At 64.2% G+C, this 22,664-nt stretch carries 23 protein-coding genes; 12 read left to right on the top strand and 11 right to left on the bottom strand.

All coding sequences use genetic code 11. The features are described from left to right. A partial coding sequence (gene ccmA, locus FJ423_RS26965; RefSeq protein ID WP_140845994.1) for a heme ABC exporter ATP-binding protein CcmA occupies window positions 1-531 on the bottom strand: 531 nt, incomplete at its 3' end. A 283-nt stretch (window positions 532-814) separates the two neighbouring features. Here ccmA and acnA point away from each other — a divergent pair. The 3 genes from acnA (at window position 815) to FJ423_RS26950 (ending at window position 5,694) form a co-directional block, all read left to right on the top strand. Then, window positions 815-3,505, top strand: a complete 2,691-nt coding sequence (gene acnA / locus FJ423_RS26960) for an aconitate hydratase AcnA (RefSeq protein WP_140845993.1) — start codon at window positions 815-817, stop codon at window positions 3,503-3,505. 422 nt (window positions 3,506-3,927) lie between these two features. Beyond that, window positions 3,928-4,716 (top strand): thioredoxin family protein, encoded by a 789-nt coding sequence (locus tag FJ423_RS26955; RefSeq protein WP_140845992.1) that lies wholly within the window; start codon window positions 3,928-3,930, stop codon window positions 4,714-4,716. 591 nt (window positions 4,717-5,307) lie between these two features. After that, a complete protein-coding gene (locus FJ423_RS26950; RefSeq protein ID WP_140845991.1) occupies window positions 5,308-5,694 on the top strand; it encodes a DUF2794 domain-containing protein in 387 nt (128 codons plus the stop codon). 99 nt (window positions 5,695-5,793) lie between these two features. On the opposite strand, the gene FJ423_RS26945 is transcribed toward FJ423_RS26950, so the two are convergent. The 4 genes from FJ423_RS26945 to FJ423_RS26930 all read right to left on the bottom strand — a co-directional run bounded on the left by FJ423_RS26945 (window position 5,794) and on the right by FJ423_RS26930 (window position 10,733). Beyond that, window positions 5,794-6,375: a GNAT family N-acetyltransferase gene (locus FJ423_RS26945; protein WP_140845998.1), complete on the bottom strand. Its 582-nt coding sequence runs from the start codon at window positions 6,373-6,375 to the stop codon at window positions 5,794-5,796. A 116-nt stretch (window positions 6,376-6,491) separates the two neighbouring features. After that, complete coding sequence (locus FJ423_RS26940; protein ID WP_140845990.1) at window positions 6,492-7,232, bottom strand: Bax inhibitor-1/YccA family protein; 741 nt, start codon at window positions 7,230-7,232, stop codon at window positions 6,492-6,494. Window positions 7,233-7,477: 245 nt separating this feature from the next. Next, window positions 7,478-10,033 carry an ABC transporter permease gene (locus tag FJ423_RS26935; RefSeq protein WP_140845989.1) on the bottom strand — a complete coding sequence of 852 codons (2,556 nt, stop codon included), beginning with the start codon at window positions 10,031-10,033 and terminating at the stop codon, window positions 7,478-7,480. A 4-nt stretch (window positions 10,034-10,037) separates the two neighbouring features. Further along, window positions 10,038-10,733, bottom strand: a complete 696-nt coding sequence (locus tag FJ423_RS26930) for an ABC transporter ATP-binding protein (protein ID WP_095769995.1) — start codon at window positions 10,731-10,733, stop codon at window positions 10,038-10,040. An 82-nt stretch (window positions 10,734-10,815) separates the two neighbouring features. Between FJ423_RS26930 and FJ423_RS26925 the strand changes: the two genes are divergently transcribed. Both FJ423_RS26925 and thpR read left to right on the top strand, forming a co-directional pair. Further along, complete coding sequence (locus tag FJ423_RS26925) at window positions 10,816-11,460, top strand: arylesterase (protein ID WP_140845988.1); 645 nt, start codon at window positions 10,816-10,818, stop codon at window positions 11,458-11,460. A 118-nt stretch (window positions 11,461-11,578) separates the two neighbouring features. After that, window positions 11,579-12,172, top strand: coding sequence for an RNA 2',3'-cyclic phosphodiesterase (gene thpR, locus FJ423_RS26920; protein ID WP_140845987.1), 594 nt, complete (start codon window positions 11,579-11,581; stop codon window positions 12,170-12,172). Here thpR and FJ423_RS26915 read toward each other — a convergent pair. Beyond that, window positions 12,079-12,594, bottom strand: coding sequence for a low molecular weight protein-tyrosine-phosphatase (locus tag FJ423_RS26915; protein ID WP_140845986.1), 516 nt, complete (start codon window positions 12,592-12,594; stop codon window positions 12,079-12,081). The two genes, thpR and FJ423_RS26915, sit on opposite strands and share 94 nt — an antisense overlap. 49 nt (window positions 12,595-12,643) lie before the next feature. On the opposite strand from FJ423_RS26915, the gene FJ423_RS26910 reads away from it, so the two are divergent. The 3 genes from FJ423_RS26910 (at window position 12,644) to FJ423_RS26900 (ending at window position 14,688) form a co-directional block, all read left to right on the top strand. Beyond that, on the top strand, window positions 12,644-12,937 hold the full coding sequence (locus FJ423_RS26910; protein ID WP_140845985.1) for a 4a-hydroxytetrahydrobiopterin dehydratase: 294 nt from the start codon (window positions 12,644-12,646) through the stop codon (window positions 12,935-12,937). A gap of 627 nt (window positions 12,938-13,564) precedes the next feature. Next, entirely contained in the window at window positions 13,565-13,927 is a 363-nt protein-coding gene (locus FJ423_RS26905) for a YkvA family protein (RefSeq protein ID WP_140845984.1), read from the top strand. Window positions 13,928-14,184: 257 nt separating this feature from the next. Next, window positions 14,185-14,688 (top strand): invasion associated locus B family protein, encoded by a 504-nt coding sequence (locus tag FJ423_RS26900; RefSeq protein ID WP_095769999.1) that lies wholly within the window; start codon window positions 14,185-14,187, stop codon window positions 14,686-14,688. Window positions 14,689-14,755: 67 nt separating this feature from the next. Here FJ423_RS26900 and FJ423_RS26895 read toward each other — a convergent pair whose 3' ends face one another. Together FJ423_RS26895 and FJ423_RS26890 are read right to left on the bottom strand one after the other, a co-directional pair. Beyond that, window positions 14,756-16,105: a chloride channel protein gene (locus tag FJ423_RS26895; RefSeq protein WP_140845983.1), complete on the bottom strand. Its 1,350-nt coding sequence runs from the start codon at window positions 16,103-16,105 to the stop codon at window positions 14,756-14,758. 179 nt (window positions 16,106-16,284) lie between these two features. Beyond that, entirely contained in the window at window positions 16,285-16,584 is a 300-nt protein-coding gene (locus FJ423_RS26890) for a hypothetical protein (protein WP_140546497.1), read from the bottom strand. A 367-nt stretch (window positions 16,585-16,951) separates the two neighbouring features. Between FJ423_RS26890 and rlmN the strand changes: the two genes are divergently transcribed. From rlmN to FJ423_RS26875, 3 genes are read left to right on the top strand one after another with little or no spacing between them, the layout of a single operon-like run. Continuing rightward, complete coding sequence (gene rlmN / locus FJ423_RS26885; protein ID WP_140845982.1) at window positions 16,952-18,184, top strand: 23S rRNA (adenine(2503)-C(2))-methyltransferase RlmN; 1,233 nt, start codon at window positions 16,952-16,954, stop codon at window positions 18,182-18,184. Next, entirely contained in the window at window positions 18,181-18,648 is a 468-nt protein-coding gene (locus tag FJ423_RS26880; protein WP_140845981.1) for a hypothetical protein, read from the top strand. Before rlmN ends, FJ423_RS26880 begins: the two co-directional genes overlap by 4 nt. A 47-nt stretch (window positions 18,649-18,695) precedes the next feature. Continuing rightward, window positions 18,696-19,400 (top strand): GNAT family protein, encoded by a 705-nt coding sequence (locus FJ423_RS26875; protein WP_140845980.1) that lies wholly within the window; start codon window positions 18,696-18,698, stop codon window positions 19,398-19,400. Here FJ423_RS26875 and FJ423_RS26870 read toward each other — a convergent pair. Both FJ423_RS26870 and FJ423_RS26865 read right to left on the bottom strand, forming a co-directional pair. Next, window positions 19,397-20,065 (bottom strand): outer membrane protein, encoded by a 669-nt coding sequence (locus FJ423_RS26870; protein WP_095770005.1) that lies wholly within the window; start codon window positions 20,063-20,065, stop codon window positions 19,397-19,399. The genes FJ423_RS26875 and FJ423_RS26870 overlap by 4 nt on opposite strands. Window positions 20,066-20,168: 103 nt before the next feature. After that, window positions 20,169-20,810, bottom strand: a complete 642-nt coding sequence (locus tag FJ423_RS26865; protein ID WP_140845997.1) for a LysE family translocator — start codon at window positions 20,808-20,810, stop codon at window positions 20,169-20,171. Between the two features lie 161 nt (window positions 20,811-20,971). On the opposite strand from FJ423_RS26865, the gene FJ423_RS26860 reads away from it, so the two are divergent. Then, window positions 20,972-22,192: an argininosuccinate synthase gene (locus FJ423_RS26860; protein WP_140845979.1), complete on the top strand. Its 1,221-nt coding sequence runs from the start codon at window positions 20,972-20,974 to the stop codon at window positions 22,190-22,192. A gap of 163 nt (window positions 22,193-22,355) precedes the next feature. Here the strand turns inward: FJ423_RS26860 and FJ423_RS26855 are convergent, their stop codons facing one another. Then, window positions 22,356-22,643 (bottom strand): GIY-YIG nuclease family protein, encoded by a 288-nt coding sequence (locus FJ423_RS26855; RefSeq protein WP_140845978.1) that lies wholly within the window; start codon window positions 22,641-22,643, stop codon window positions 22,356-22,358. Window positions 22,644-22,664: the final 21 nt, after the last annotated feature.

Below are 22,664 nucleotides of genomic sequence, written 5' to 3'. Positions count from 1 at the left end.
CCCATCGTCGAGATGCCCCCGCCTCAGCCCCGCGAACCGCTCCTCCGAGGCCTTGTCCAACCCCGCCGTGGGCTCGTCGAGCAGCCAGACCGGCCGACGGCTCACCAAAAGCTTGGCGATCGACGCGCGTCGTCGCTGCCCGGTCGACAGATAGCCGAAGGGCAGATGCCCGAGACCGCCGAGCGCCACCGTCTCCAGCGCCTCTTCGACGTCCAGCCCCGGTTCGCCCTGGAAGGCGCGCCAGAAGCCGAGATTCTCCTCGACGCTGAGCGCCGTCTTCATCGCGTTGAGGTGGCCGAGATAGTGCGAGGCCGAGGCGACCGTCGGGAAAGCCTCGCCGCCGCCCTCGACAAGCACCTTGCCTCCGGCGGCCGGCAGCAGCCCGGCGACGATTCTCAGCAGCGTCGATTTGCCCGCGCCGTTCGGCCCGGTGACGATGAGCGCCTCGCCCTTTTCCAGCGCGAAGCTGATGTTGGAGAAAACCGTCTCGCCGCCGCGCTCGCCGCCCAGATTTTCGGCGATCAGCCGCATTCTTGCCCGTCCCGAAAGCACCGTTTCGCGGCGCTCGCCGCCTCACGCAAATTCGTCTTTCGACTGTCTAGAACTATTCCGGGAAATTCTCTATATGCGGTTCATCCGTGCCAGCGGTCGGCGCGGGATCAGAATTAGCGCCGAACCAGCGCACGCGCCGCCTTGAACGGCTCGGGTTGCTTGGGAGCGGACAGCGGAAATGGCCGTACCCGCACCTTTGCGCGTGATTGCATGCCAACGGCGTCCGTTCCCTTTCAGGCTGAACAGACAAGGACGGATCGCCGTGACGAAATCCCTCGACAGTTTCAATTGCCGCCGCACCCTGACCGCAGGTGGGGCGGACTATGTTTATTTCGACCTCGTTGAGGCCGAGAAGAACGGCCTCACCGGCATCGCCCGGCTGCCCTATTCGATGAAGGTGCTGCTGGAGAACCTGCTGCGCAACGAGGATGGCCGCTCGGTCACCAGGGAATCGATCCAGGCGGTCGCCGCCTGGCTGACCGACAAGGGCACCGCCGGCGTCGAGATCGCCTATCGCCCGGCCCGCGTGCTGATGCAGGATTTCACCGGCGTTCCGGCGGTCGTCGACCTCGCCGCCATGCGCGACGGCATCAAGGCGCTCGGCGGCGACCCGGAAAAGATCAATCCGCTGGTGCCGGTCGATCTCGTCATCGACCACTCCGTCATCGTCGACGAGTTCGGCACGCCGATGGCCTTCGCCCGGAATGTCGAGCTGGAATATGAGCGCAACGAAGAGCGCTACAAGTTCCTCAAATGGGGCCAGCAGGCCTTCCGCAACTTCCGCGTCGTGCCGCCCGGCACCGGCATCTGCCACCAGGTCAACCTCGAATATCTCGGACAAGTGGTGTGGACCAATTCGGAGGACGGCGAAACCGTCGCCTATCCCGACACCTGCGTCGGCACCGATTCGCACACCACCATGATCAACGGCCTCGGCGTGTTGGGCTGGGGTGTCGGCGGCATCGAGGCCGAGGCCGCGATGCTCGGCCAGCCTGTCTCCATGCTTTTGCCCGAGGTCATCGGCTTCCGCCTCACCGGCAGGCTCAAGGAAGGCGTCACCGCCACCGACCTGGTGCTCACCGTCACCCAGATGCTGCGCAAGAAGGGCGTCGTCGGCAAGTTCGTCGAGTTCTTCGGCCCCGGCCTCTCCAACATGACGCTGGCCGACCGCGCCACCATCGGCAACATGGCGCCGGAATATGGCGCCACCTGCGGCTTCTTCCCGGTCGATTCGGAAACCATCCGCTATCTGACCATGTCCGGCCGCGAGGAGAACCGCATTGCGCTGGTCGAAGCCTATTCGAAAGCGCAAGGCATGTGGCGTGACGCCGGCTCGGCCGACCCGGTGTTCACCGATCTGCTCGAGCTCGACCTCGGCGACGTGGTGCCGTCGATGGCCGGCCCGAAGCGCCCCGAGGGCCGCGTCGCCCTGCAGGACATCCCCGCCGGCTTCGCCAAGGCGATGGAGACCGAATACAAGAAGGCCGCCGAGATCTCGAAGCGCTACGCCGTCGAGGGCACCGATCACGATCTCGGCCATGGCGACGTCGTCATTGCCGCCATCACATCCTGCACCAACACCTCTAACCCGAGCGTGCTGATCGGCGCCGGCCTCTTGGCCCGCAACGCCAACCGGCGCGGCCTGAAGCAGAAGCCGTGGGTGAAAACCTCGCTCGCTCCCGGCAGCCAGGTGGTGGCCGAATATCTCGAAAAGTCCGGCCTGCAGAAGGAGCTCGACCAGATCGGCTTCAATCTGGTCGGCTTCGGCTGCACCACCTGCATCGGCAATTCCGGCCCGCTGCCGGCGCCGATCTCGAAGACCATCAACGACAAGGGCCTGATCGCCGCCGCGGTCTTGTCCGGCAACCGCAACTTCGAAGGCCGCGTCTCGCCGGACGTGCAGGCGAACTACCTCGCCTCGCCGCCGCTGGTCGTGGCACATGCGCTGGCCGGCACGGTGACCAGGGATCTGACGACCGAGCCGCTCGGCGAAGGCAGCGACGGCAAGCCGGTCTATCTCAAGGACATCTGGCCGACCTCGACCGAGATCCAGGAGTTCATCGAGAAGAACGTCACCCGCGAGCTGTTCGCCCGCAAATATGCCGACGTCTTCAAGGGCGACGCCTATTGGCAGAAGGTCAAGGTGCCGGAAGGCCAGACTTACGCCTGGGACGACCATTCGACCTACGTGCAGAACCCGCCCTATTTCGCCGGCATGGGCCGCGCCTTCGGCAAGATCGGCGACATCAAGGGCGCGCGCGTGCTCGGTCTCTTCGGCGACAAGATCACCACCGACCACATCTCGCCGGCCGGTTCGATCAAGGCCGCTTCGCCGGCCGGCAAGTATCTCACCGAGCATGGCGTCGGCGTCGCCGACTTCAACCAGTACGGCACGCGGCGCGGCAATCATGAGGTGATGATGCGCGGCACCTTCGCCAACATCCGCATCCGCAACCACATGCTGGGCGAGAACGGCCGCGAAGGCGGCTACACGATCCACTATCCTTCGAAGGAGGAGATGTCGATCTACGACGCCGCCATGAAATACAAGCAGGAAGGCGTGCCGCTGGTGATCTTCGCCGGCGTCGAATACGGCAACGGCTCCTCGCGCGACTGGGCGGCCAAGGGAACGAATCTCCTTGGTGTCCGCGCCGTCATCGCCCAGTCCTTCGAGCGCATCCACCGCTCCAATCTGGTCGGCATGGGCGTCATCCCCTTTGTCTTCGAGGACGGCACCTCATGGGCCTCGCTCAATTTGAAGGGCGACGAGCTGGTCGAGATCGACGGCCTGGACACGATCAAGCCGCGCCAGAAGATGGTCGCCAAGGTGACCTTCGGCGACGGCACGGTGAAGAACGTGCCGATCGTCTGCCGCATCGATACGCTGGACGAGCTCGACTACTTCAAGAATGGCGGCATCTTGCAGTACGTGCTGCGGGATCTCGCTGCTTAACAGCAGCAAGGGAGTAGGGCTTAGGCAGTAGGCAGTAGGGAAACAGGACACCTACTGCCTACTGCCTACTGCCTACTGCCTACTGCCTACTGCCTTCGCCTTCCCAACCTCGCCGTCGCCGCCAGCAGTCCCGCGGCAATGAAAGCCAGTTTGGTCGAAGCATTGGCCGGCTCCGCCCAAAGTCCAGGCCCCGTCCGTTCGCAATAGAGATCGACTGGGGTCAGGAGAGTTTGCCACATGGCGAGGACGCTGCTCCCGAATCGAACCGCGCCGTGAAATGCAATCACCCCGCCTATTGCGCCCTACCTGCTGCTGCAACATCAAAAATTTCACCGCAACGTGACTTCCCGTTGACTGGCGCTTCTGCCACATATTTTGGCAATCAGAACAAGGCCGGCGTCACCGGCGGGAATTGGAAAGTCATGGCAATTCAAGGACGATTGCGGCTCGCGGCACTGGCGCTGGCCCTCACCGCGTTGGGCGGCGCGGCCCTTGCAGCCGAGCCCGCCAAGGCCGTGGCCGGCAAGCCTCAGACCGACAAGCCCTTGGGCGTGATCGAATTGTTCACCAGCCAGGGCTGCAGTTCCTGTCCGCCGGCCGACGAGTTCTTTGCTGAGCTCGCCGGCAAGGACGACATCATCGCGCTCGCCTACCACGTCAATTACTGGGACTATCTCGGCTGGCAGGACACGCTGAGCACTAAGGAAAACACCGAGCGCCAATATGACTATATGCGCGCCTTCGGCAGCCGCTCGGTCTACACGCCGCAAGCCGTCATCAACGGCCGCAGCCACGTCAACGGCGCCAGCCGCAAGGATGTCGACGGCGCCTTGGCCCGGATGGACCGGACCGGCGAGGGTATGCGGGTCGGCATCAAGGTGAGCCGCACCAGCGACCGCGTCATGATCGACGCGGGCGACGCCGGCAATGGCCCGAGCGACGCCCATGTTGTGATCGTCTATTTCGATCCGCCGCAGACGGTGAAGATCGGCCAGGGCGAGAACAGCGGCCGCAGCCTGACCTACTGGAACGCCGTTTCCGACATCCAGACCGCCGGCATGTGGCACGGCAAGGCGCAGCGTTACGAACTGCCGATGACCGAGATCGCCAAGAAGGGCGGCTGCGCGGTGCTGCTGCAGTCGGTCGGCAAGGACGGCATGCCGGGGCCGATCCTCGGCGCCGCCTTCATCCGCAAGCCGGACCGGCTTTAGCTTCCCCTTCTCCCCTTGTGGGAGAAGGTGGATCGGCGCATAGCGCCGAGACGGATGAGGGGTGTTCCAGCTTGGCGACGACGTTCGCGACCGGCGCGGCACCGTGCCATATCATCAGTGCCGCATTCCTTTCCAGCACCCCTCATCCGGCCGCTTCGCGGCCACCTTCTCCGACAAGGGGAGAAGGAGAGCTGGGAAATAAAAAACCGGCGTCAGCTTGCTTCTGACGCCGGTCATTCAGGTTTTGGGATCGTCGCACCTGATTTTTCCAAGGAAAAACCGAGGTTGGTTCGATCCGACGCTGACCCGTGGGCGGGGGGCTTGGGGTTTACGAGCCGGTGCCGGACCGAACCGTCTCAGGCAACGACCGTAAATTCGTCGGACATTGGGGCATGAGCGCGGATTATTTGTGGCGAGAATGTGGCGGAGCATCACCAATTCCAACATGTGTTTCGCAAACGTGACTGGACGTTTGGGAAACCGCGCGACCCGCGCGTGTTCGGCCGGCCCCGCATTTCCATCGTGCCCTTGCAATTCCCTTATGAAAGCGCGAACCTTGGCCGGCGCATGATTCAATCGAAGGATCGAGGCATGACCGATCACAGCGGCGGGACGGAGGATGGGGAAGCATCCGGAATATTGATCCCGTTGCACGAGGCGCGCAACGCACGCCTCGACCAGCCGGTGCGATTCGACCGGCGCGAGCTCGACCAGATCCTGAGGCTTTACGGACGTATGGTTGCGGCCAATGAATGGCGCGACTACGCGATCGACCATCTCACTGATCGCGCTGTCTTTTCCGTCTTCCGCCGGGCCAGCGAAGTGCCGCTGTTCCAGATCGTCAAGGACCCCAGGCTGGCGCGCCGGCAAGGCGCTTTCGCCGTCATCGCCGCCGGTGGGCGCATCCTCAAGCGCGGCCAGGAGCTCGGTCGCGTGCTTGGTGTCTTCGATGCCAAGCTGAAGCTCGTCGAGGCGTGAAGGGAAAGGGGAATTGATGAACTGAAGAATTCAAGAATTGAGGAAAAAGGGCGCTTGGCGGCCGGTACGGCAGTCGTTTTTCTTCAGTTCCTCAATTCTTCAGTTCTTCAATTCCTTTTGAATCCGAAACCTTCGCTCGGGCAGCGAATCCGGATCCGGCGGCAATTCCGCGCCGCCATTCAGCGCAAGCTGCATGAACACCGTGTCCAGCCAGCGTCCGTGCTTGTAGCCGGATCCTTCCAGGCGCCCGGAATGGCGGAAGCCGAGCTTCTCGTGCAGCCGCACCGAGGCGCTGTCTGCGTGGCCGTCGCCGATCACCGCAATGATCTGGCGGAAGCCCGCCGCGCGCGCTGCCTCGATCAGCGCCCGCATTAGCAGCAAGCCCACGCCCTGCCCCTTGGCCTCCGGCGCGACATAGACCGAATCCTCGATGACGAATCGGTAGGCGGGGCGCGGCCGGAACGGCCCGGCATAGGCATAGCCGAGCACGATGCCGTCCTTGTCCGCCACGAGATAAGGAAAGCCGCCCGCCGCCAGGTTGTCGAATCGGTTGCCCATCTCCACGCGGCTCGGCGGCTCCAGCTCGTAGCTTGCCGTGCCGTGCGCGACCGCATCGGCATAGATTTCGGTGATTCGGTCGAGGTCGGCCGCCGTAGCGGCCCTGATCGCAGTATTGCCCATAATTTGTGCAGCCATCTTTCCTGCCTCGATAACAGCAGATGACTGCATTAAAAGGAAGGGCGGCCGTTGGGCCGCCCTTCGCAAAATCTATGGTCCACTGAGGCCGGGCAACTGCCTTAGCGGCGGTCGCCCATGAACTGCAGCAGGAACACGAACAGGTTGATGAAGTCGAGATAGAGGCGCAGCGCGCCCATGATCGCCTTGCGGCCCGCGACGTCGGCGACGTCGCCTTCGAAATACATCTCCTTGATCTTCTGCGTGTCGTAGGCGGTCAGGCCGGCGAAGACCAGCACGCCGATCGCCGAGATGGCGAAGGCGAGCGCCGACGACTGCAGGAAGATGTTGATCAGCATCGCGATCAGCAGGCCGATCACGCCCATGATCAGGAACGAGCCGAACGCCGACAGGTCGCGGCGGGTCGTGTAGCCGTAGAGCGACAGACCGCCGAAGGCCGCGGCCGTGGCGAAGAAGGTCTGGGTGATGCTGGTGCCGGTGTAGACGAGGAAGATCGTCGACAGCGACAGGCCGACAAGGCCGGCATAGACCCAGAACGTGGTCTGCGCCGCCGCCACGCTCATCGACTGGATGCGGAACGACAGGAACATCACGGCGGCGAGCGGCGCCAGGATGACGACCCAGCGGAACGCGCTTGCATAGATGAGCTGGCCGAAACCGGTCAGCTGGCCGTCGCCGGTGATGGCGAGCTGGAAGGCGCCCCAGGCGGCAAGGCCGGTGATCAGAAGGCCAAGCCCCATGAGGTTGTAGACTTTGATCATATAGGCGCGCAGGCCTTGATCGATATCGACGCGCACGCCGGGGGCGGCGGACGTCTGGTAGTTGCGAATGGGATCAGCCATTGGAAATCCTCTGTTGCTTCTGCCCCGTCCGGTGACAGGTCATTCGAGACCAGGCGCCGCTGGCGGGGCTCCAGCATGCCTGCGCAAAATATGAGCGTTCTCGACGTCAAGAACAAGACGGTAACGAGGCGCAACGCTTCGTGAGAAGGCAAAAGGCCGGTTTTCGGGTCTTCCGGGCGTCTTTCTTACAAAAATTTAACCGGGCTTACAAAGGTTTAAGCGGGCGGGCGGCTCTCGGCCCCCCGTCAGAGGCTGCGCAGCACCGGCGCCGCCTTGTGGCCGAGCACCCGCCAGGTCCCGGCAAGGCCGATGCCGACGGTGACCGCCAGCGAAACCAGGATCGTCGCCACCGCGACCTGTGGCATGAAATGCGACGGCAGCGTCATGATATGCGCGACCACGAACCAGGCGGCGATGCCGCCGGCGGCAAGCGCGAACAGCGCGGTCGCAAGGCCGATCAGCACATATTCCAGCGAGAAGGCGGTAATCAGCGTTCGTCGCGTCGCGCCGAGCGTCTTCAACACCACAGCGTCGTGGATGCGCGCCCGGTTGCCGGCGGCCAAAGCGCCGGAGAGCACCAGCACTGAGGCGATCAGCGCCACGCCGGCGGCGGCGCGGATCGCCGCACCCAATTGCGCGACCAGCCGGTTGACGATGTCGAGCGCATCCTTGACGCGCACCGTCGTCACAGCCGGAAAGGCGCGGGTGACGGCGTTGAGCAGCCTTGCATCGTCGGCCGCGGTGGCTTGCTTGTCGGTCAGTGTCGCCAGCCAGCCATGCGGCGCCCCGGCAAAGGTGTTGGGCGAAAACACCATGACGAAGTTGATGCCCATCGTCTCCCACTCGACCTGGCGGAAATTGGCGATCCTCGCGGTGACGTTGCGTCCAAGCACATTGACGGTGACGGTGTCGCCGAGCTTCAGCCCGATCGCCTTGCCCTCCTCGGCCGAGAACGACACCAGCGGCTCGCCGGAATAGTCCTGCGGCCACCATGCGCCTTCGGTCAGCGTTGCGTTTTCCGGCTGCTTGGCGTCATAGGTCAGGCCGCGGTCGCCGCGCAGCACCCAGGCGCCGTCGGCCGGGATCTTCAGCTTGTCGACGTCGACGCCGTTGAGCGCCATGATGCGGCCGCGCAGCATCGGCACCTTGACCAGCGTTCCCCGCGGCGACTCCTTGCCGACAAGGCCGGCGAAGGCATCGACATCGCTGCTCTGGATGTCGACGAAGAAGAAGTTCGGCGCCCGCTCCGGCAGGCTGCCGGAGATCTGCCGCCTGAGATTCCCATCGATCAGCGCAAGCGCCACCAGCAGCGTCAGCCCGAGGCCGAGAGACAGCACCACCGAGGGCGTCAGCGCGCCCGGACGGTGGATGTTGCCGAGCGCCAGCCGCAGCGGAACGGAGCGCACACGCGGGCTCCTTTTTGCGGCCCACTGCACCAGCGCCGCCACCAGCCGCAGCACCAGGAAGGCAAAGACCGTGGCGCCGACGAAGATCGAGGCGATGCGGTAGTCGTTGGCCGAAAGGATCGCCAACGCCGCCAGCGCCAGCACGATCGCGAGCGCCGCGCCCGTATAGGGCAGGCGCGGCAGGCCCCGGCTTTCAAAGCCCATTTCGCGGAACAGCGCGGTTGCCGGCACGTCGCGGGCGCGGCCGAGCGGCAAAAGCGCGAAGGCCAGCGTCACCAGCAGGCCGAACAGCGCGGCAAGAGCAAGCGCGCCGGGATAGAAGCCGCCTTGCGCCGGCACGGGGATGACCGACTGCAGAAGCGCGCTCGCCACGAACGGCATCGCGGCGCCGACGATAAGCCCGAGCACGATGCCGAGGCCTGCAATCAACAGGATCTGCACCAGATAGACGGTGAAGACGAAGCCGCCCGAGGCGCCGAGGCTCTTGAAGATGGCGATGACGCCGCGCTTGCCGTCGAGATAGGCGCGCACGGCGTTGGCCACGCCGACGCCGCCGACCACCAGCGCCGTCAGCCCGACCAGCGTCAGGAATTGCGAGAAGCGTTCGATATTGGCGGAGAGCGCGGGGGCGGCGTTGCTGCGCGTGCGGATCGACCAGCCGGCCTGCGGGAAATCCTTCGCGGCTTGAGCCTGGATGTCCTTGATCCGCGCCTCGGACGTGCCGTCGGGCAGGCGCACCTTATAGGCGTTCTCGACAAGGCTGCCGGGCTGCACCAGGCCGGATGCGGCAAGGCCCTGGCGCGAAATCATCAGCCGCGGCGCGAAACCGAAACCGTCCGACACCGCATCCGGCTCGCTGACCAGCCTCGCCCGCAACTCGAAAGTGGCGCTGCCGAGTTTCAACCTGTCGCCGATGTGAAGATTGAGCCGGTCGAACAAAAGGTCGGGCGCGGCGGCGCCGAACACGCCGGACCGTTCGCCGAACAATTGCTCCTTCGGCAGCGCCGGATCGGTTTCCAGCGCACCGTAGAGCGGATAGGCGTCGTCGACGGCCTTTGCCTCGATCAGCGCCTGGTCCGAGCCGTCCTCCAGCCGCGCCATCGAGCGCATGCCGGAATTGAGCGAGACAGTGCCGAGGCCCTTGATGAAGCCGAGCTCCGCATCGGAAGCGCTGCGCTGGTTGACCTGGAAGCGCAAATCGCCGCCAAGCAGCGTCTGTCCCTGATTGGCGACACCGGCCGAGATCGCCTGCGCCACCGAATTGACGCCGCCAATTGCCGCGACGCCCAGCGCGATGCAGGCTAGGAAGATCATGAAGCCGGACAGGCCGCCGCGCATCTCGCGCAGCGAGAAGCGGATGGCAAGCTTCAGGGTTCGAAGCCGGGCGGCCGCCATGCCTCTATGCCGTCACTTTGAGCAAAGGCGCATCCTCGATCCGCCCCGAACGCATCGAGACCTGGCGCGCACAACGCCCGGCCAGCGCCGGATCATGCGTCACCAGCACCAGCGTCATGCCGCGCTCCGCCGCCTTGGCGAACAGGAGATCGGCGATCTGCTTTCCCGTCACCTGGTCGAGGTTGCCGGTCGGCTCGTCGGCGATGAGGATGCGCGGCGACGGCGCCAGCGCCCGCGCGATCGCCACGCGCTGCTGCTCGCCGCCGGAAAGCTCTCCCGGATAATGCGTCACGCGGTCGCTCAGGCCGACCGCCGCGAGCTCCCGCGCAGCCACCCCGAACGGATCGGTATGGCCGGCGAGCTCCAGCGGCACGGCGACATTTTCCAGCGCCGTCATGTTGGGGATGAGATGGAAGGATTGGAACACGATGCCGATGTTTCGCCCCCGAAACGAAGCAATCTGATCCTCGCTTTTGTTATTGATCAGCTCGCCGGCGATCCGGACGGTGCCCGAATCGACTCTTTCCAGCCCGGCAAGGACCATCAGCAGCGTGGACTTGCCGGAGCCCGACGGACCGACAATGCCGGTGGCTTCGCCGGCCGCCACGTCGAGGCTCACATCTTTCAGCACATGGACGGAGGACGCGCCCTCGCCGAGCGTCAGCGATATGTCCCTCAGCGCAATGACGGCTTCTGTCACAATGAAAGCGCCCTATATGTGAAAAAAGGAGACGGCCGCTGTCTCCTCCCTTGGATTGTTCCGGTCATATGGGGCTCGCCGCATGGCTTTCAAACACCGTTTTGCCGCAGCTCTCCTCCTTTTCCTCGGCCTTTGCGCCGCCATCTCGCCGGCGCGCGCCGCAACCTTCACCATAGTCGGCTTCGGCGACAGCCTGATGGCTGGCTACAGCCTTGGACCGGGCCAGGGTTTCACCGACAGGCTGCAAGCGGCTCTGAAGGCGAAGGGCCTCGATGTCGCCGTCGCCAATGCCGGCGTGTCGGGCGACACATCGAGCGGCGGGCTGGCGCGGCTCGACTGGTCGGTGCCGGACGGCACAAGGCTGGTGATCCTCGAGCTTGGCGCCAACGACATGCTGCGCGGCCTTTCGCCCAAGATCGCCGAGAAGAACCTCGACGCCATGCTCGGCAAGCTGAAGCAACGCAACATTCCGGTGCTTCTGGCCGGCATGCGCGCCGCGCCCAATCTCGGCGCCGATTACCAGAAGGCCTTCGATGCCATCTATCCGCGGCTTGCCGAAAAATACCGCGTTCCGCTCTATCCGTTCTTTCTCGACGGCGTCGCCGGCCATCCCGACCGCCAGCTCGAAGACGGCCTGCATCCCAATCCCCGGGGTGTCGACGTCATGGTCGAGCGCATCCTGCCCGTGGTCGAGAAGGCGATCGCCGACAATGGAGGGCCATCATGAGTCCGTAATGCCACGCTTTCCGCTGGGGAAACTTTGTGGACAACAAACCGCTTGCCCCGCGCCAATATCGATGATTCGCTAGGAACGAGAGTTTCGATTCGAGGACAGGAGGCTTCACATGCCACGTCTTTTCACCGCCCTCGAAATTCCGCGTGATGCTGCTCTCTCTTTGTCCCTGCTCCGGGGCGGGCTGCCCGGAGCGCGCTGGATCGACGTCGAAAACTACCACCTGACGCTGCGCTTCATCGGCGATGTCGAGGGCCATGTTGCCGACGAGATCGCCAACGCCCTCGACCGCGTTGACCGCCCCTCTTTCCAGCTCACGCTCACCGGCGTCGGCGCCTTCGGCGGCAAGAAGCCGCATGCGGTGTGGGCCGGCGTGTCGGCCTCACCCGACCTGACGGCGCTGCAGGGCGAGATCGACCGCATCTGCCAGCGGCTCGGTCTGCCGGCCGACCCACGCAAGTTTTCGCCGCATGTGACGCTGGCGCGCCTGCGCAATGGGAGCCCGCTCGATGTCGCGCAATATCTTTCGGCGCGCGGCAATTTCGCGGCATTGCCCTTCCGCGTCGGCCGCTTCGTCCTGATGTCGTCGCGCGATTCGGTCGGCGGCGGCCCCTACATCGTCGAGGAAGCCTGGCCGCTGGTCGGCGAAGCGCTGGCCCCAAGCCGCTTCGCCAGCGCATCCGACGCCTCGCGGATCATGCGGTAGACCGAGGCGAAGGCCTCGGCGCCGTCGTAATAGGGATCGGGAACGTCCACGGTCTTTCCCGTAGCAAAATCCAGATAAAGATGGATGCGGTCGTGCGCGGCCTGCGGCGCCAGCGCCTTGAGGTCGCGCACATTTGCATTGTCCATGCCGAGGATCAGGTCGAAACGCGAAAAATCCTCCTGCAGCACCTTGCGCGCCCGCTGCCCTGAAATGTCGACGCCGTGCCTTGCCGCCACCGCGATCGAGCGCCGGTCCGGCTCCTGGCCGGCATGCCAGCCGCCCGTCCCGGCCGAATCGATCACCAGACCCTGGTCTTTGCCTTGCTCGGTCAGGACGGCGCGGAACACGCCCTCGGCCAGCGGCGAGCGGCAGATGTTGCCAAGGCAGACGAACAGAATGGATTTTATGGGCTTTGCGCTCATCGATCCGGCGCTATGGTTGGATCATCTGCGAATAGCACAGGGACCGGACATGAACAGGGAAAAACTCAACAAGGAAGCGATCGTCGCCTCGCTTGCGGAACTTGACGGCTGGTCGCTCGCCGCCGACGGCGCCTCCATCAAGCGCAGCTTCGTCTTCAAGAATTTCTCCGAGGCCTTCGCCTTCATGACGCGCGTGGCGCTGGCGGCCGAAAAGATGGACCATCACCCGGACTGGTCGAATGTCTACAAGACCGTCGACGTGACGCTGAACACGCATGACGCAGGCGGCGTCACGGCGCTCGATATCGAGCTCGCCAAGCGGATGAACGTATATTTCGGCTGAGAGCGAGCGGACTTCGTCATTCCAGGGCGGAGCAAGGAGCGAAGCGACGCGCGCAGACCCTGGAATCCATTCCGTGACCTACGAGCGTCGCGGCGGTGCAGATCGTGGCGAACGTTCGCGATTGGCCAAAGCCTCTCAACCTCGTCATCCACGGGCGTAGCGACGCGAAGCGGCGCGCAGACCCGAGATCCATTCCGTGATCCTGGCCATTCCGTGATCTTGGCCGAGGAATGCAGCGAAGCAGGATTCTGCACCGTAGCAGCCTGGCTTCGTCATTCCAGGGCGGAGCAAGGAGCGAAGCGACGCGCGCAGACCCTGGAATCCATTCCGTGACCTTTGCCGAGAATTGCAGCGGGGCAGCATTCTGCACCGTGAGCAGCGCTCGTATGTCACGGAATGGATCCTCGGGTCTGCGCGCGTCGCTTCGCTCTTTGCTCCGCCCGTGGATGACGATCGGAGGGATGCCTTGGCCAACCACCACACTGAGGCGATTGCCACGCTGGTTATTGTTGCGAGTTCGATTTTCAGGTCGGCGCGCCTCCTAAACTCTTGTAGCCGCCTCCCGCTTTCACCACATTTTGCCGCGGCGAGCCGCCCGCAACGATGCACGCGGCCAAGGAGCGATTGATGGCGCAAGGTACCGGTTTCGATTTCTTCGGCTTCGGCGACAAGCTTGCCGGCGAGGGCGAGGTGCGCGAAAAATTCTGGCGCACCGCCAAGAAGGCGGCGCGGCAGATTCCGTTCATGGACGAGGTTGTCGCCGCCTATTATTGCGCCATGGACAAGGACACGCCGCTGCGCGCCAAGGGTATCCTGCTCGCCGCGCTCGGCTATTTCGTCCTGCCGGTGGATTTCGTTCCCGACTTCATCTTCGGCCTCGGCTTCACCGACGACCTTGCCGTGCTGACCGCGGCGATCTCCGCCGTCAGCGCGCATATCACGCCTGCCCACAGGCAGGCCGCCAAAGCCGCGCTGGCGGACAACAGCTGATCCCGGCTCGCTTCAGGCCCGCAAATCGGCGCGGACGAAAAGACAAACTCTTGCCGTTTTCGTGGCATCCAACTCCGCGCCGGGACGTCGCGCCGGCATCAATCCACAGTGGCGGCGCGGATGGTGGCGGTTTCCTGGGGTGGGTTCCTTTTCTTCAAGGACAATTCACCGTTTGGTAACCCTGATTAAATCAAAATGAAGCGACGGCAGGACGCCACGCGGCCCGCCTCCGCACCATTTGGAATACGGGAAGAACAATGCGCGGATTGATTGCTATAGTTTCCAGCCTGGTCCTGGCGGCCTCGGCGGCGCCGGCGTTGGCGCAGCAGGCGACCAAGATCGGCCAGCACAATGCCTGGGGCACCTACAGCTATCAGTCGGCCGCCGGCAAGGTCTGCTATGTGCTGACCGTGCCCACCGACAAGCAGCCACCGTCGCTCGACCATGGCGACATGTTCTTCTTCGTCAGCCAGCGTCCCGGACAGCAGGTCTCCTACGAGCCGCAGTTCATCGCCGGCTACAATTTCCAGGAAGGTTCCAAGGCCACTGTCACCATCGACAAAAAGTCCTTCTCGATGTTCACCCGCGGCAAGTCGGCCTGGGTCGAGAACGCGGCGGAAGAGCCGGTGCTGATCGCCGCCATGAAGACCGGCTCCGACATGAAGGTGCAGGCTAAGTCCGGCCGCGGCAATCCCACCTCCTACGTCTTCTCGCTGAAAGGCATCTCGGCCGCGCTGGCCTCGATCGCCAAGTGCAAATAGGCGGGAACCGCATTCGAACCTGACGCAAGGCCGGACATCATGCCCGGCCTTTTGCTTGGGCTGGCGCTCAGCCCTGCGCCGGCTCTGGCTGCGCCCTGCGCCGCCGGATCGCCTCGGCGATGAAGACGCGCGACAGCGCGTGGTAGAGAGGTTCGTTGGAGATCAGCCTCGCCGTGCCGTAGCCCAGCATCGACGCGCACATCAGCGCGATCACATTGTCGTGGTTGCCGGTCATCTCGAGAATGATGACGAAGGCCGTCATCGGCGCCTGCACGACGCCGGCGAAATAGCCGGCCATGCCCAGCAGCGCCGCCGTGCCGGTGGCCGTGCCGAAGACCAGGCCGAGCGTGCTGCCCAGCCCCGCGCCCACCGCCAGCGACGGCGCGAAGAGGCCGCCGGGAATGCCCGACACCATCGACAAGAGGCCGGCTGCGAATTTCTCGACGAAGAAGAAGGCCGGCAGCGGCGTGCCTTCGATCGCGCCGCGCGCCTGCACATAACCGGTGCCGAAGGTCGATCCTCCGGAGGCGATGCCGATCGCGGCGACGGCCAGGCCGCAGACAGCCGCCACGACCAGCGTGCGCGGCAGCGGCTGCAGCGCGTTCCAGCGCCGGATGCGGCGCATGACTTTCAGCGCCGAGAGCGAGAACAGCGCGCCGACACCGCCGCCGATGACGCCGCAGGCGAGCACCAGCGGCCAGTCCGTGGCGAAGGCGACCGTGTCCCTGGCGACGCCGAAATAGGTGTAGTTGCCGAGCAGCCCGAGCGAGGCGAGGCCGGCCAGGATCACCGCCGTCAGCACCAGCCCGTTGGTGCGCGCCTCGTAGGCCCGGCCCATTTCCTCGATGGCGAAGACGATGCCGGCAAGCGGCGTGTTGAAGGCGGCGGCGATGCCGGCGGCGGAACCTGCCAGGATCAGGCCGCGCGCCTGCGCCATGCCGCCCCAGCGCGCCGCCTGCAGCATCAGCGAAGCGCCGACCTGTACTGTCGGGCCCTCGCGCCCGATCGAGGCGCCGCAGGCGAGGCCGACGATGGTCAGCGCGATCTTGCCCACCACCAGCCTCAGCGACAGGATCCGGCTGCGGTCTTCCTCGTCGCGCAGATGCCGCGCCGCGATCGCCTGCGGGATGCCGCTGCCTTGCGACCCCGGAAAGAAGGAATGCGCGAGCCAGGCGCAAAGGACGAAACCGAGCGGCGTCACGACGAGCGGCAGATAGAAGCGCCAGCCGCCGTCATTGCCCGTCATGAGATGGAACAGGGCCTGCGCGCGGTCGGCGAGCAGGGCGAACAGGACGCTGATCAGGCCAATCGAGATGGCGCCGGCCCAGAAGACGAGACGCGGCTGCCATACGCGCCGCGACATCCACATGGCGTGGGAACGCCGCAGCATGCGGTATTTTCGGGATATGCCGGCCATGACCGTCCTCGTGATGGTTACTCGCCCTAGCACACTCGCCGGGTCGATCAACCCGCGAGGGCGAGCCCGACGCTATGTCAGTCAGGTCGAGGAGCGATGCTCAAGGGGACGTTGCCGGTTGGCGGATAACCCGCCGGCGCACCGGCCGGCGGGGAGGTCGGCACGCAGGATCGGCGAGGTCACATCGCCATTTTTTCACATTCGGCCTGGGCCTTCTTGGTCGACGTGTCGACCATGTAGGCTTTGCCCTTGGCGTCGGTGATCATCATCATGCAATGCTTGATCGGCTTGGCCATCTTCATCATCTCGGCGCTCATCTTGGCGTCCGGCATCATGGTGCCCATGTGGCCGTCCGGCATGATCGCGGTGACCTGTCCGCCCTTCATCATCGTCATGGCGCCCATCGTGTCCTCGGCAAGGGCCTGCGAGGCGCAAAGACCGGCGAGGCCGGCAATGAGTGCGAACTTGATCGAGTGCATTTGAACAACTCCCATCGTTGAGGGGCATGGTCGCCCCTTTCAGGTTCGCGGATGCGTTTCGATTGGTTACGCCAACACGAAGATGTGATCTGTTTTCAAGGGCCATCGCCAGTCGCGGCCTTCTCCCCCTGTGGGAGAAGGTGGATCGGCGCGCAGCGCCAAGACGGATGAGGGGTGTTCCAGTGAACACCAACGCCTCACTCCGCTGGAGCACCCCTCATCCGACCGAGCTTCGCTCGGCCACCTTCTCCCACAAGGGGAGAAGGAAAGCGGGGCGCATGACTCCGGCGCCGGGCTGTGCTATGCGCCGCGCTTCCTGTGCGGCCGGTGCTGAAATCGGCCGCAAATCGCTTATATTGGCGCCACCATGACCGTTTCGCTTGATCTTACCGCCGAGGGCGCACGTGATGCCTTGCGCCGCGCAGCACCGGCCGAGAAGCCGTCGCTGATCGGCCTGACCCGTGCCGAGCTCGGCGAGGCGCTTGTCGGCGCCGGCATCGTGCCGGAGCGCCAAGCAAAGATGCGCGCCCAGCAGCTCTGGCACTGGATGTATGTGCGCGGCGTCTCCGACTTCGCGCATATGTTCAACATCTCCAAGGACCTGCGCGCCGAGCTCGACAGGCATTTCACCGTCGCCCGGCCCGAGATCGTCGAGGAGCAGATCTCTGCCGACGGCACGCGCAAATGGCTGTTCCGCTTTCCGCCGCGCGGCGCTGGCCGGCCCGTTGAGATCGAGACCGTCTACATTCCCGAGGAAGGCCGCGGCACGCTCTGCATCTCCTCCCAGGTCGGCTGCACCCTGACCTGCTCCTTCTGCCACACCGGCACGCAGAAGCTGGTGCGCAACCTCACAGCCGAGGAGATCCTTGCCCAGCTGCTCACCGCGCGCGACCGCCTCGGCGACTTCCCCGACCGCGACACGCCGGACGGCGCCATCGTGCCGGCCGAGGGCCGCAAGGTATCCAACATCGTCATGATGGGCATGGGCGAGCCGCTCTATAATTTCGAGGCGGTGAAGAAGGCGCTGCTGATCGCCTCCGACGGCGACGGGCTTTCCTTGTCAAAAAGACGCATCACGCTTTCGACCTCCGGCGTGGTGCCGGAAATCTTCCGCACCGGCGAGGAGATCGGCGTGATGCTGGCGATTTCGCTGCACGCCACCAATGACGACCTGCGCGACCTGTTGGTGCCTATCAACAAGAAGTTTCCGCTGAAGGAACTGATCGCCGCCTGCAAGGCCTATCCCGGCCTCTCCAACGCCAAGCGCATCACCTTCGAATATGTGATGCTGAAAGACGTCAACGATTCCCTCGACGACGCCAAGGCGCTGGTGAAGCTCTTGAAGGGCATTCCGGCCAAGATCAATTTGATCCCGTTCAACCCGTGGCCGGGCACCAACTACCAGTGCTCGGACTGGGAAACGATCGAGAAGTTTGCCGACTATATAAACAATGCCGGCTATGCCTCGCCGATCCGCACCCCGCGCGGCCGCGATATCCTCGCCGCCTGCGGCCAGCTGAAGTCGGAGTCCGAGCGCATGCGCAAGGTTGACCGGCTGGCGCTCGAAGCCATGATGATCGCGGGACACGGCGAGGCGTGAGGCGCCTCGTCGCCTACATCATTCGCTTCGCCGTCATCCTGATCGGCTATGTCGTCGGCTCGCTGGCGGCGAGCGCCTTCCTCAACATCCTGGTCCTCGCGCATCTGGGCTACACCCCGGCCGATCCGGAGCCGACGGCGACCGCCTCGCTCTATTTCTCGGTGCCTTTCGTGGCGCTGTTCGTCGCCTATTTCGCCTTCATGCCGGCGGCGGTCGTCATTTTGACCGCCGAAGTGCTCGGCCGGCGCGACTGGCTGTTCTACGCGCTGGGCGGCGCCATCATCGCCGTCGTCTTTCTCGGCTTCGTGCATAATGTGGGCGACGCCAATTTCGATGTCACCGAAACCAATGCCCGGCTGGCCGTGATCGGCGCCGGCATGGTCGGCGGCATCTTCTATTGGCTCTCCGCCGGCCGCTGGGCCGGAAGCTGGCGGCGCGAGGCGCTGCTCGACCTGGAGCGGTAGGCTGCACCCGGATCAACTGAGCCAAACTCCGGCTTGACCCCGGTTCGATGCTCCCGCATCACTGGACCATGCCGAAGATGCCGCAACCGGGCGCCAAGCCCCTCGTCACGCCCCTTGCAGCACAGGGATTGAGACCCGTCTTTGTCGACCGCTGGAGCGACAAGATCCGAATCCGCACGCTCAGGCCGGCGGATGTGACACCCGAGATCGCAGCTTGGCTAGCCGATCCCGCCGTCATGGAAGGATTGAACGCGCCGCAAAAAGCGATGGGCCTCGATGCCTTCCGGGCCTATGTCGCCAGCTTCGATAATCTGAAGCGTAATCTCATGACGATCCTCGGTCTGCCAGACGGCCAGCCGCTCGGCCTGGCCGTCATGGAGGTCGATCTCCGGCACCGGCTCGGCTCGTTGCACTTGATTATCGGCGATCCGGAGAACCGGGGTAGGAATGTTGCCTTTGAGGCATCTGCCGTTCTGCTCAGGCATTTCTTTCGCGAGCGAAAGCTCGAGAAGGTGACCTTTCAGCCGCTGGCGCGTAACGCCGCGGCTATCGCCGTGTGCGAACGTTTCGGATTGCGGCTGGAAGGCACGTTGCGGGCTCATCGCATAGATGGCCGGACCGGCAAGCGCCTCGACCAGATGCTCTACGCGCTGACATTGGAAGAATATGACGAACGCGTTCGCGCCTTGGAGGCGGCCGGCATGGTTCGACCCTTCGCCGGCCCTGGTCTCCCGACCCAAAAGCTGCCCTAAAAACGGTACGCTACGCCGAATTTTACTGTATCGAGGGACGGTCGGAAGCTCGCGCCAGCCGTGCCGCCCGGCCCAGGTTCGATCTTGTCGAATGCGTAGTGGAGGTATTCCCCTTTCAAGGACCAGTTCGGCGCGAGTGCATACTCCGCGCCCAAGCCGATCACGCCGCCCACCTTCACGCCTGAAAAATCCGCAGTCGACCCGACTGGCGCAAAAATGGGACGGTCATAGGAAGTTGCCTGAAAATGCCCGGCAGCCACGCCGCCGGTGACATAGGCAAGGAGTTGGTCGGTCGGCGTGTAACCGGCTCTCAGCCTCGCCGTCGCGACCCAGTCGACGTCGTAAGTATAGGCTTCGCCCTTGCCGAGAAGGTCTAGGTGGCCGAATTTTGTGTCGTGCATGCCGACGAAATCGAAATCGCCGGCGACGCCGTAAACGAAGTCCCCGCTCTGCCAATCGTGCCCGGCATAGATGCCGCCGAGATAACCATCCTTTTGATGGCTGCCGTCGAAGTTTGTCGTGTCGGCATCGAAATCGACGGAGGAGTGGGCATAGCCGCCCTCCACGCCGACATAAGATCCCGACCAGTTATAGGTCGCCTCCTGCGCACTGGCCTCGCAGACCAGCCCGATCACGGCAACGGATGCCAAGAGTAAGCTCTTCATTAGTCCCCCAATATGCCCTAGCGAATCTTCTAGGTGGGCAGAATCCTGGGGGCAAGAGCAGCAATGCAACAGCGCCGGCGAATTTTACGCGATGGCTAACGCCCTACTTCGCCTGCGCGGTCAGGATCTTGAGCGCGAAGGCCGAGAACACGCCGCCGAACAGATAGTCGACCGCGCGCGTCACCCGCGGGCTTGCCTTCATCGCCGCCGAAAATTTCTCCGCCGCCAGCACCATCGGCGCCGTCACCGGGATCGACAGCACGATGAACATCATGCCGAGGAAGAACAGCTTTCCGGACGCGTTCGGATCGTGCGCGGAGACGAATTGCGGCAGGAAAGTCATGAAGAACAGGATGATCTTGGGGTTGAGCAGGTTGACCCCGAGCCCGGCCGCCCAGCTGCGGAACAGCGAAACCTGCGGTCCCGTCCTCTTCTCCGGCGAAAAGGCCGAGCCTTTCGTCACCGCTTGAAAAGCCAGGAACACCAGATAGCCGGCGCCAAAAATCTTCAAGACGAAGAAGGCCATCGGCGAGGCGACGATCAGCGCCGAGATGCCGACGACCACCAGCGTGGTGTGGATCAGCGTGCCGCAGAGCGCGCCGGCCATGGAGGCAAAGCCGGTGGCGCGGCCCTGGCTCAGCGTGCGCGAGACGAACAGCGTCATGTCCGGCCCAGGCGTGATCGCCAGGATGACGGTGGCGATGGCGAACTGGATGAGCGTCGAAGTGTCGGGAATGAAGGACATGGAAGGCCAGGTGTCGTGATGGTTTGCGAGTTTATAACGCGGCTGCCCCAGTCGCGCCAGCCGCGGCGATGGGGTTCTCCTGCTCACCTTCGTCTCTTGCGCCGCCCGGAAAGGCCGTGATACCTCGCCCGCGAAGCTATTTTCCCGCGGAACCGCCAAAAATGTCCAAGACCAAGAACGTCAAGAAAGTCGTGCTCGCCTATTCCGGCGGCCTCGACACCTCCATCATCCTGAAATGGCTGCAGACCGAGCTCGGCGCCGAAGTCGTCACCTTCACCGCCGATCTCGGCCAGGGTGGTGAGCTCGAGCCGGCGCGCCGCAAGGCCGAGATGATGGGCATCAAGGACATCCGCATCGTCGACGTGCGCGAGGAATTCGTCGCCGACTTCGTCTTCCCGATGTTCCGCGCCAACGCCGTCTATGAAGGCACCTACCTGCTCGGCACCTCGATCGCCCGGCCGCTGATCTCCAAGCATCTGGTCGAGATCGCCAAGGAAACCGGCGCCGACGCCATTGCCCATGGCGCCACCGGCAAGGGCAACGACCAGGTCCGCTTCGAGCTTTCGGCCTATGCTCTGAACCCCGACATCAAGGTCATCGCGCCGTGGCGCGACTGGTCGTTCAAGTCGCGCACCGACCTTCTCAACTTCGCCGAGCAGCATCAAATCCCGGTGCCGAAGGACAAGCGCGGCGACGCGCCCTTCTCGGTCGACGCCAACCTCCTGCACTCCTCCTCCGAAGGCAAGGTGCTGGAGGATCCGTGGAGCGAGCCGCCGGAATTCGTCCATCAGCGCACCGTCTCGCCGATGGATGCGCCCGATGTCGTCACCGAGATCGAGATCGAGTTCCTCAAGGGCGATCCTATCGCGCTCAACGGCAAGAAACTGTCACCGGCCACCATGCTGGCGGCGCTCAACGACCTCGGCCGCGACAACGGCATCGGCCGGCTCGATCTGGTCGAGAACCGCTTCGTCGGCATGAAGTCGCGCGGCGTCTACGAGACGCCCGGCGGCACCATCCTGATCGCCGCCCACCGCGCGATCGAATCGATCACGCTCGACCGCGGCGCCGCGCACCTCAAGGACGAGTTCATGCCGCGCTACGCCGAGCTCATCTATAACGGCTTCTGGTTCTCGCCCGAGCGCGTGATGCTGCAGGCGATGATCGACAAGAGCCAGGAAGACGTCGAAGGCACGGTGCGGCTGAAGCTCTACAAGGGCAATGTCATCGTCACCGGCCGCAAGTCGAAGAAAACGCTCTACTCGGATGCGCTGGTCACCTTTGAGGACGACCGCGGCGCCTACGACCAGAAGGATGCCGAGGGCTTCATCCGGCTCAACGGGCTGCGCCTCAGGACGCTCGCAGCAAGGAACCGTCGCTGAAATTGCGGATCTCCCCTACGGGTGAGATGTCCTGTGGGGCAGAGGGGGTGCTGTCCAGCCGACCTGTCCTTCGTCATTCTAGGGCGGAGCAAGGAGCGAAGCGACGCGCGAAGACCCTAGAATCCATGCCGTGACGCCTGAGCGCCGCCACGGTGCAGAACGCTCACCAACCAATTCCGCGAAACAGCTCGAACCATTCCGGATTGCTCTTTTCGATCAGTTCAATCTTCCATCGCCGTGGCCAGCGTTTCAGTGACGTCTCACGCTGAATGGCATCAGCGATGTCGAAATATTCCTCGTACCAGACGAGACGCTGCACACCGCAACGGCTGGCGAAGCTGGAACCTTGGCCATTCTTGTGCTCGGGTATGCGGCGGGCAAGGTCGTTGGTGACACCGATATAGATCGTGCCCCCTTTCTGGCTAGCAGTCATGTAGACATAGCCGGTCATCTGGCGATCCTAGCTGGCGCA

This window comes from Mesorhizobium sp. B2-8-9, from assembly GCF_006439475.1.
GTDB lineage: Bacteria > Pseudomonadota > Alphaproteobacteria > Rhizobiales > Rhizobiaceae > Mesorhizobium.
The sequence above is the reverse complement of the archived record's forward strand: the minus strand, read 5'-3'. Positions and strand labels throughout refer to the sequence as shown.

Excerpts from the sequence above, each read along its gene's own strand:
- FJ423_RS26855 (WP_140845978.1), bottom strand. The coding sequence starts at position 22,643 with ATGACCGGCTATGTCTACATGACTGCTAGCCAGAAAGGGGGCACGATC.
- FJ423_RS26890 (WP_140546497.1), bottom strand. The coding sequence starts at position 16,584 with ATGCACTCGATCAAGTTCGCACTCATTGCCGGCCTCGCCGGTCTTTGC.
- FJ423_RS26895 (WP_140845983.1), bottom strand. The coding sequence starts at position 16,105 with ATGGCCGGCATATCCCGAAAATACCGCATGCTGCGGCGTTCCCACGCC.
- rlmN (WP_140845982.1), top strand. The coding sequence starts at position 16,952 with ATGACCGTTTCGCTTGATCTTACCGCCGAGGGCGCACGTGATGCCTTG.
- FJ423_RS26935 (WP_140845989.1), bottom strand. The coding sequence starts at position 10,033 with ATGGCGGCCGCCCGGCTTCGAACCCTGAAGCTTGCCATCCGCTTCTCG.
- FJ423_RS26940 (WP_140845990.1), bottom strand. The coding sequence starts at position 7,232 with ATGGCTGATCCCATTCGCAACTACCAGACGTCCGCCGCCCCCGGCGTG.
- FJ423_RS26905 (WP_140845984.1), top strand. The coding sequence starts at position 13,565 with ATGGCGCAAGGTACCGGTTTCGATTTCTTCGGCTTCGGCGACAAGCTT.
- FJ423_RS26915 (WP_140845986.1), bottom strand. The coding sequence starts at position 12,594 with ATGAGCGCAAAGCCCATAAAATCCATTCTGTTCGTCTGCCTTGGCAAC.
- FJ423_RS26925 (WP_140845988.1), top strand. The coding sequence starts at position 10,816 with ATGGCTTTCAAACACCGTTTTGCCGCAGCTCTCCTCCTTTTCCTCGGC.
- FJ423_RS26875 (WP_140845980.1), top strand. The coding sequence starts at position 18,696 with ATGCTCCCGCATCACTGGACCATGCCGAAGATGCCGCAACCGGGCGCC.
- FJ423_RS26870 (WP_095770005.1), bottom strand. The coding sequence starts at position 20,065 with ATGAAGAGCTTACTCTTGGCATCCGTTGCCGTGATCGGGCTGGTCTGC.
- FJ423_RS26910 (WP_140845985.1), top strand. The coding sequence starts at position 12,644 with ATGAACAGGGAAAAACTCAACAAGGAAGCGATCGTCGCCTCGCTTGCG.
- FJ423_RS26950 (WP_140845991.1), top strand. The coding sequence starts at position 5,308 with ATGACCGATCACAGCGGCGGGACGGAGGATGGGGAAGCATCCGGAATA.
- thpR (WP_140845987.1), top strand. The coding sequence starts at position 11,579 with ATGCCACGTCTTTTCACCGCCCTCGAAATTCCGCGTGATGCTGCTCTC.
- FJ423_RS26945 (WP_140845998.1), bottom strand. The coding sequence starts at position 6,375 with ATGGGCAATACTGCGATCAGGGCCGCTACGGCGGCCGACCTCGACCGA.
- FJ423_RS26955 (WP_140845992.1), top strand. The coding sequence starts at position 3,928 with ATGGCAATTCAAGGACGATTGCGGCTCGCGGCACTGGCGCTGGCCCTC.
- FJ423_RS26860 (WP_140845979.1), top strand. The coding sequence starts at position 20,972 with ATGTCCAAGACCAAGAACGTCAAGAAAGTCGTGCTCGCCTATTCCGGC.
- FJ423_RS26865 (WP_140845997.1), bottom strand. The coding sequence starts at position 20,810 with ATGTCCTTCATTCCCGACACTTCGACGCTCATCCAGTTCGCCATCGCC.
- FJ423_RS26900 (WP_095769999.1), top strand. The coding sequence starts at position 14,185 with ATGCGCGGATTGATTGCTATAGTTTCCAGCCTGGTCCTGGCGGCCTCG.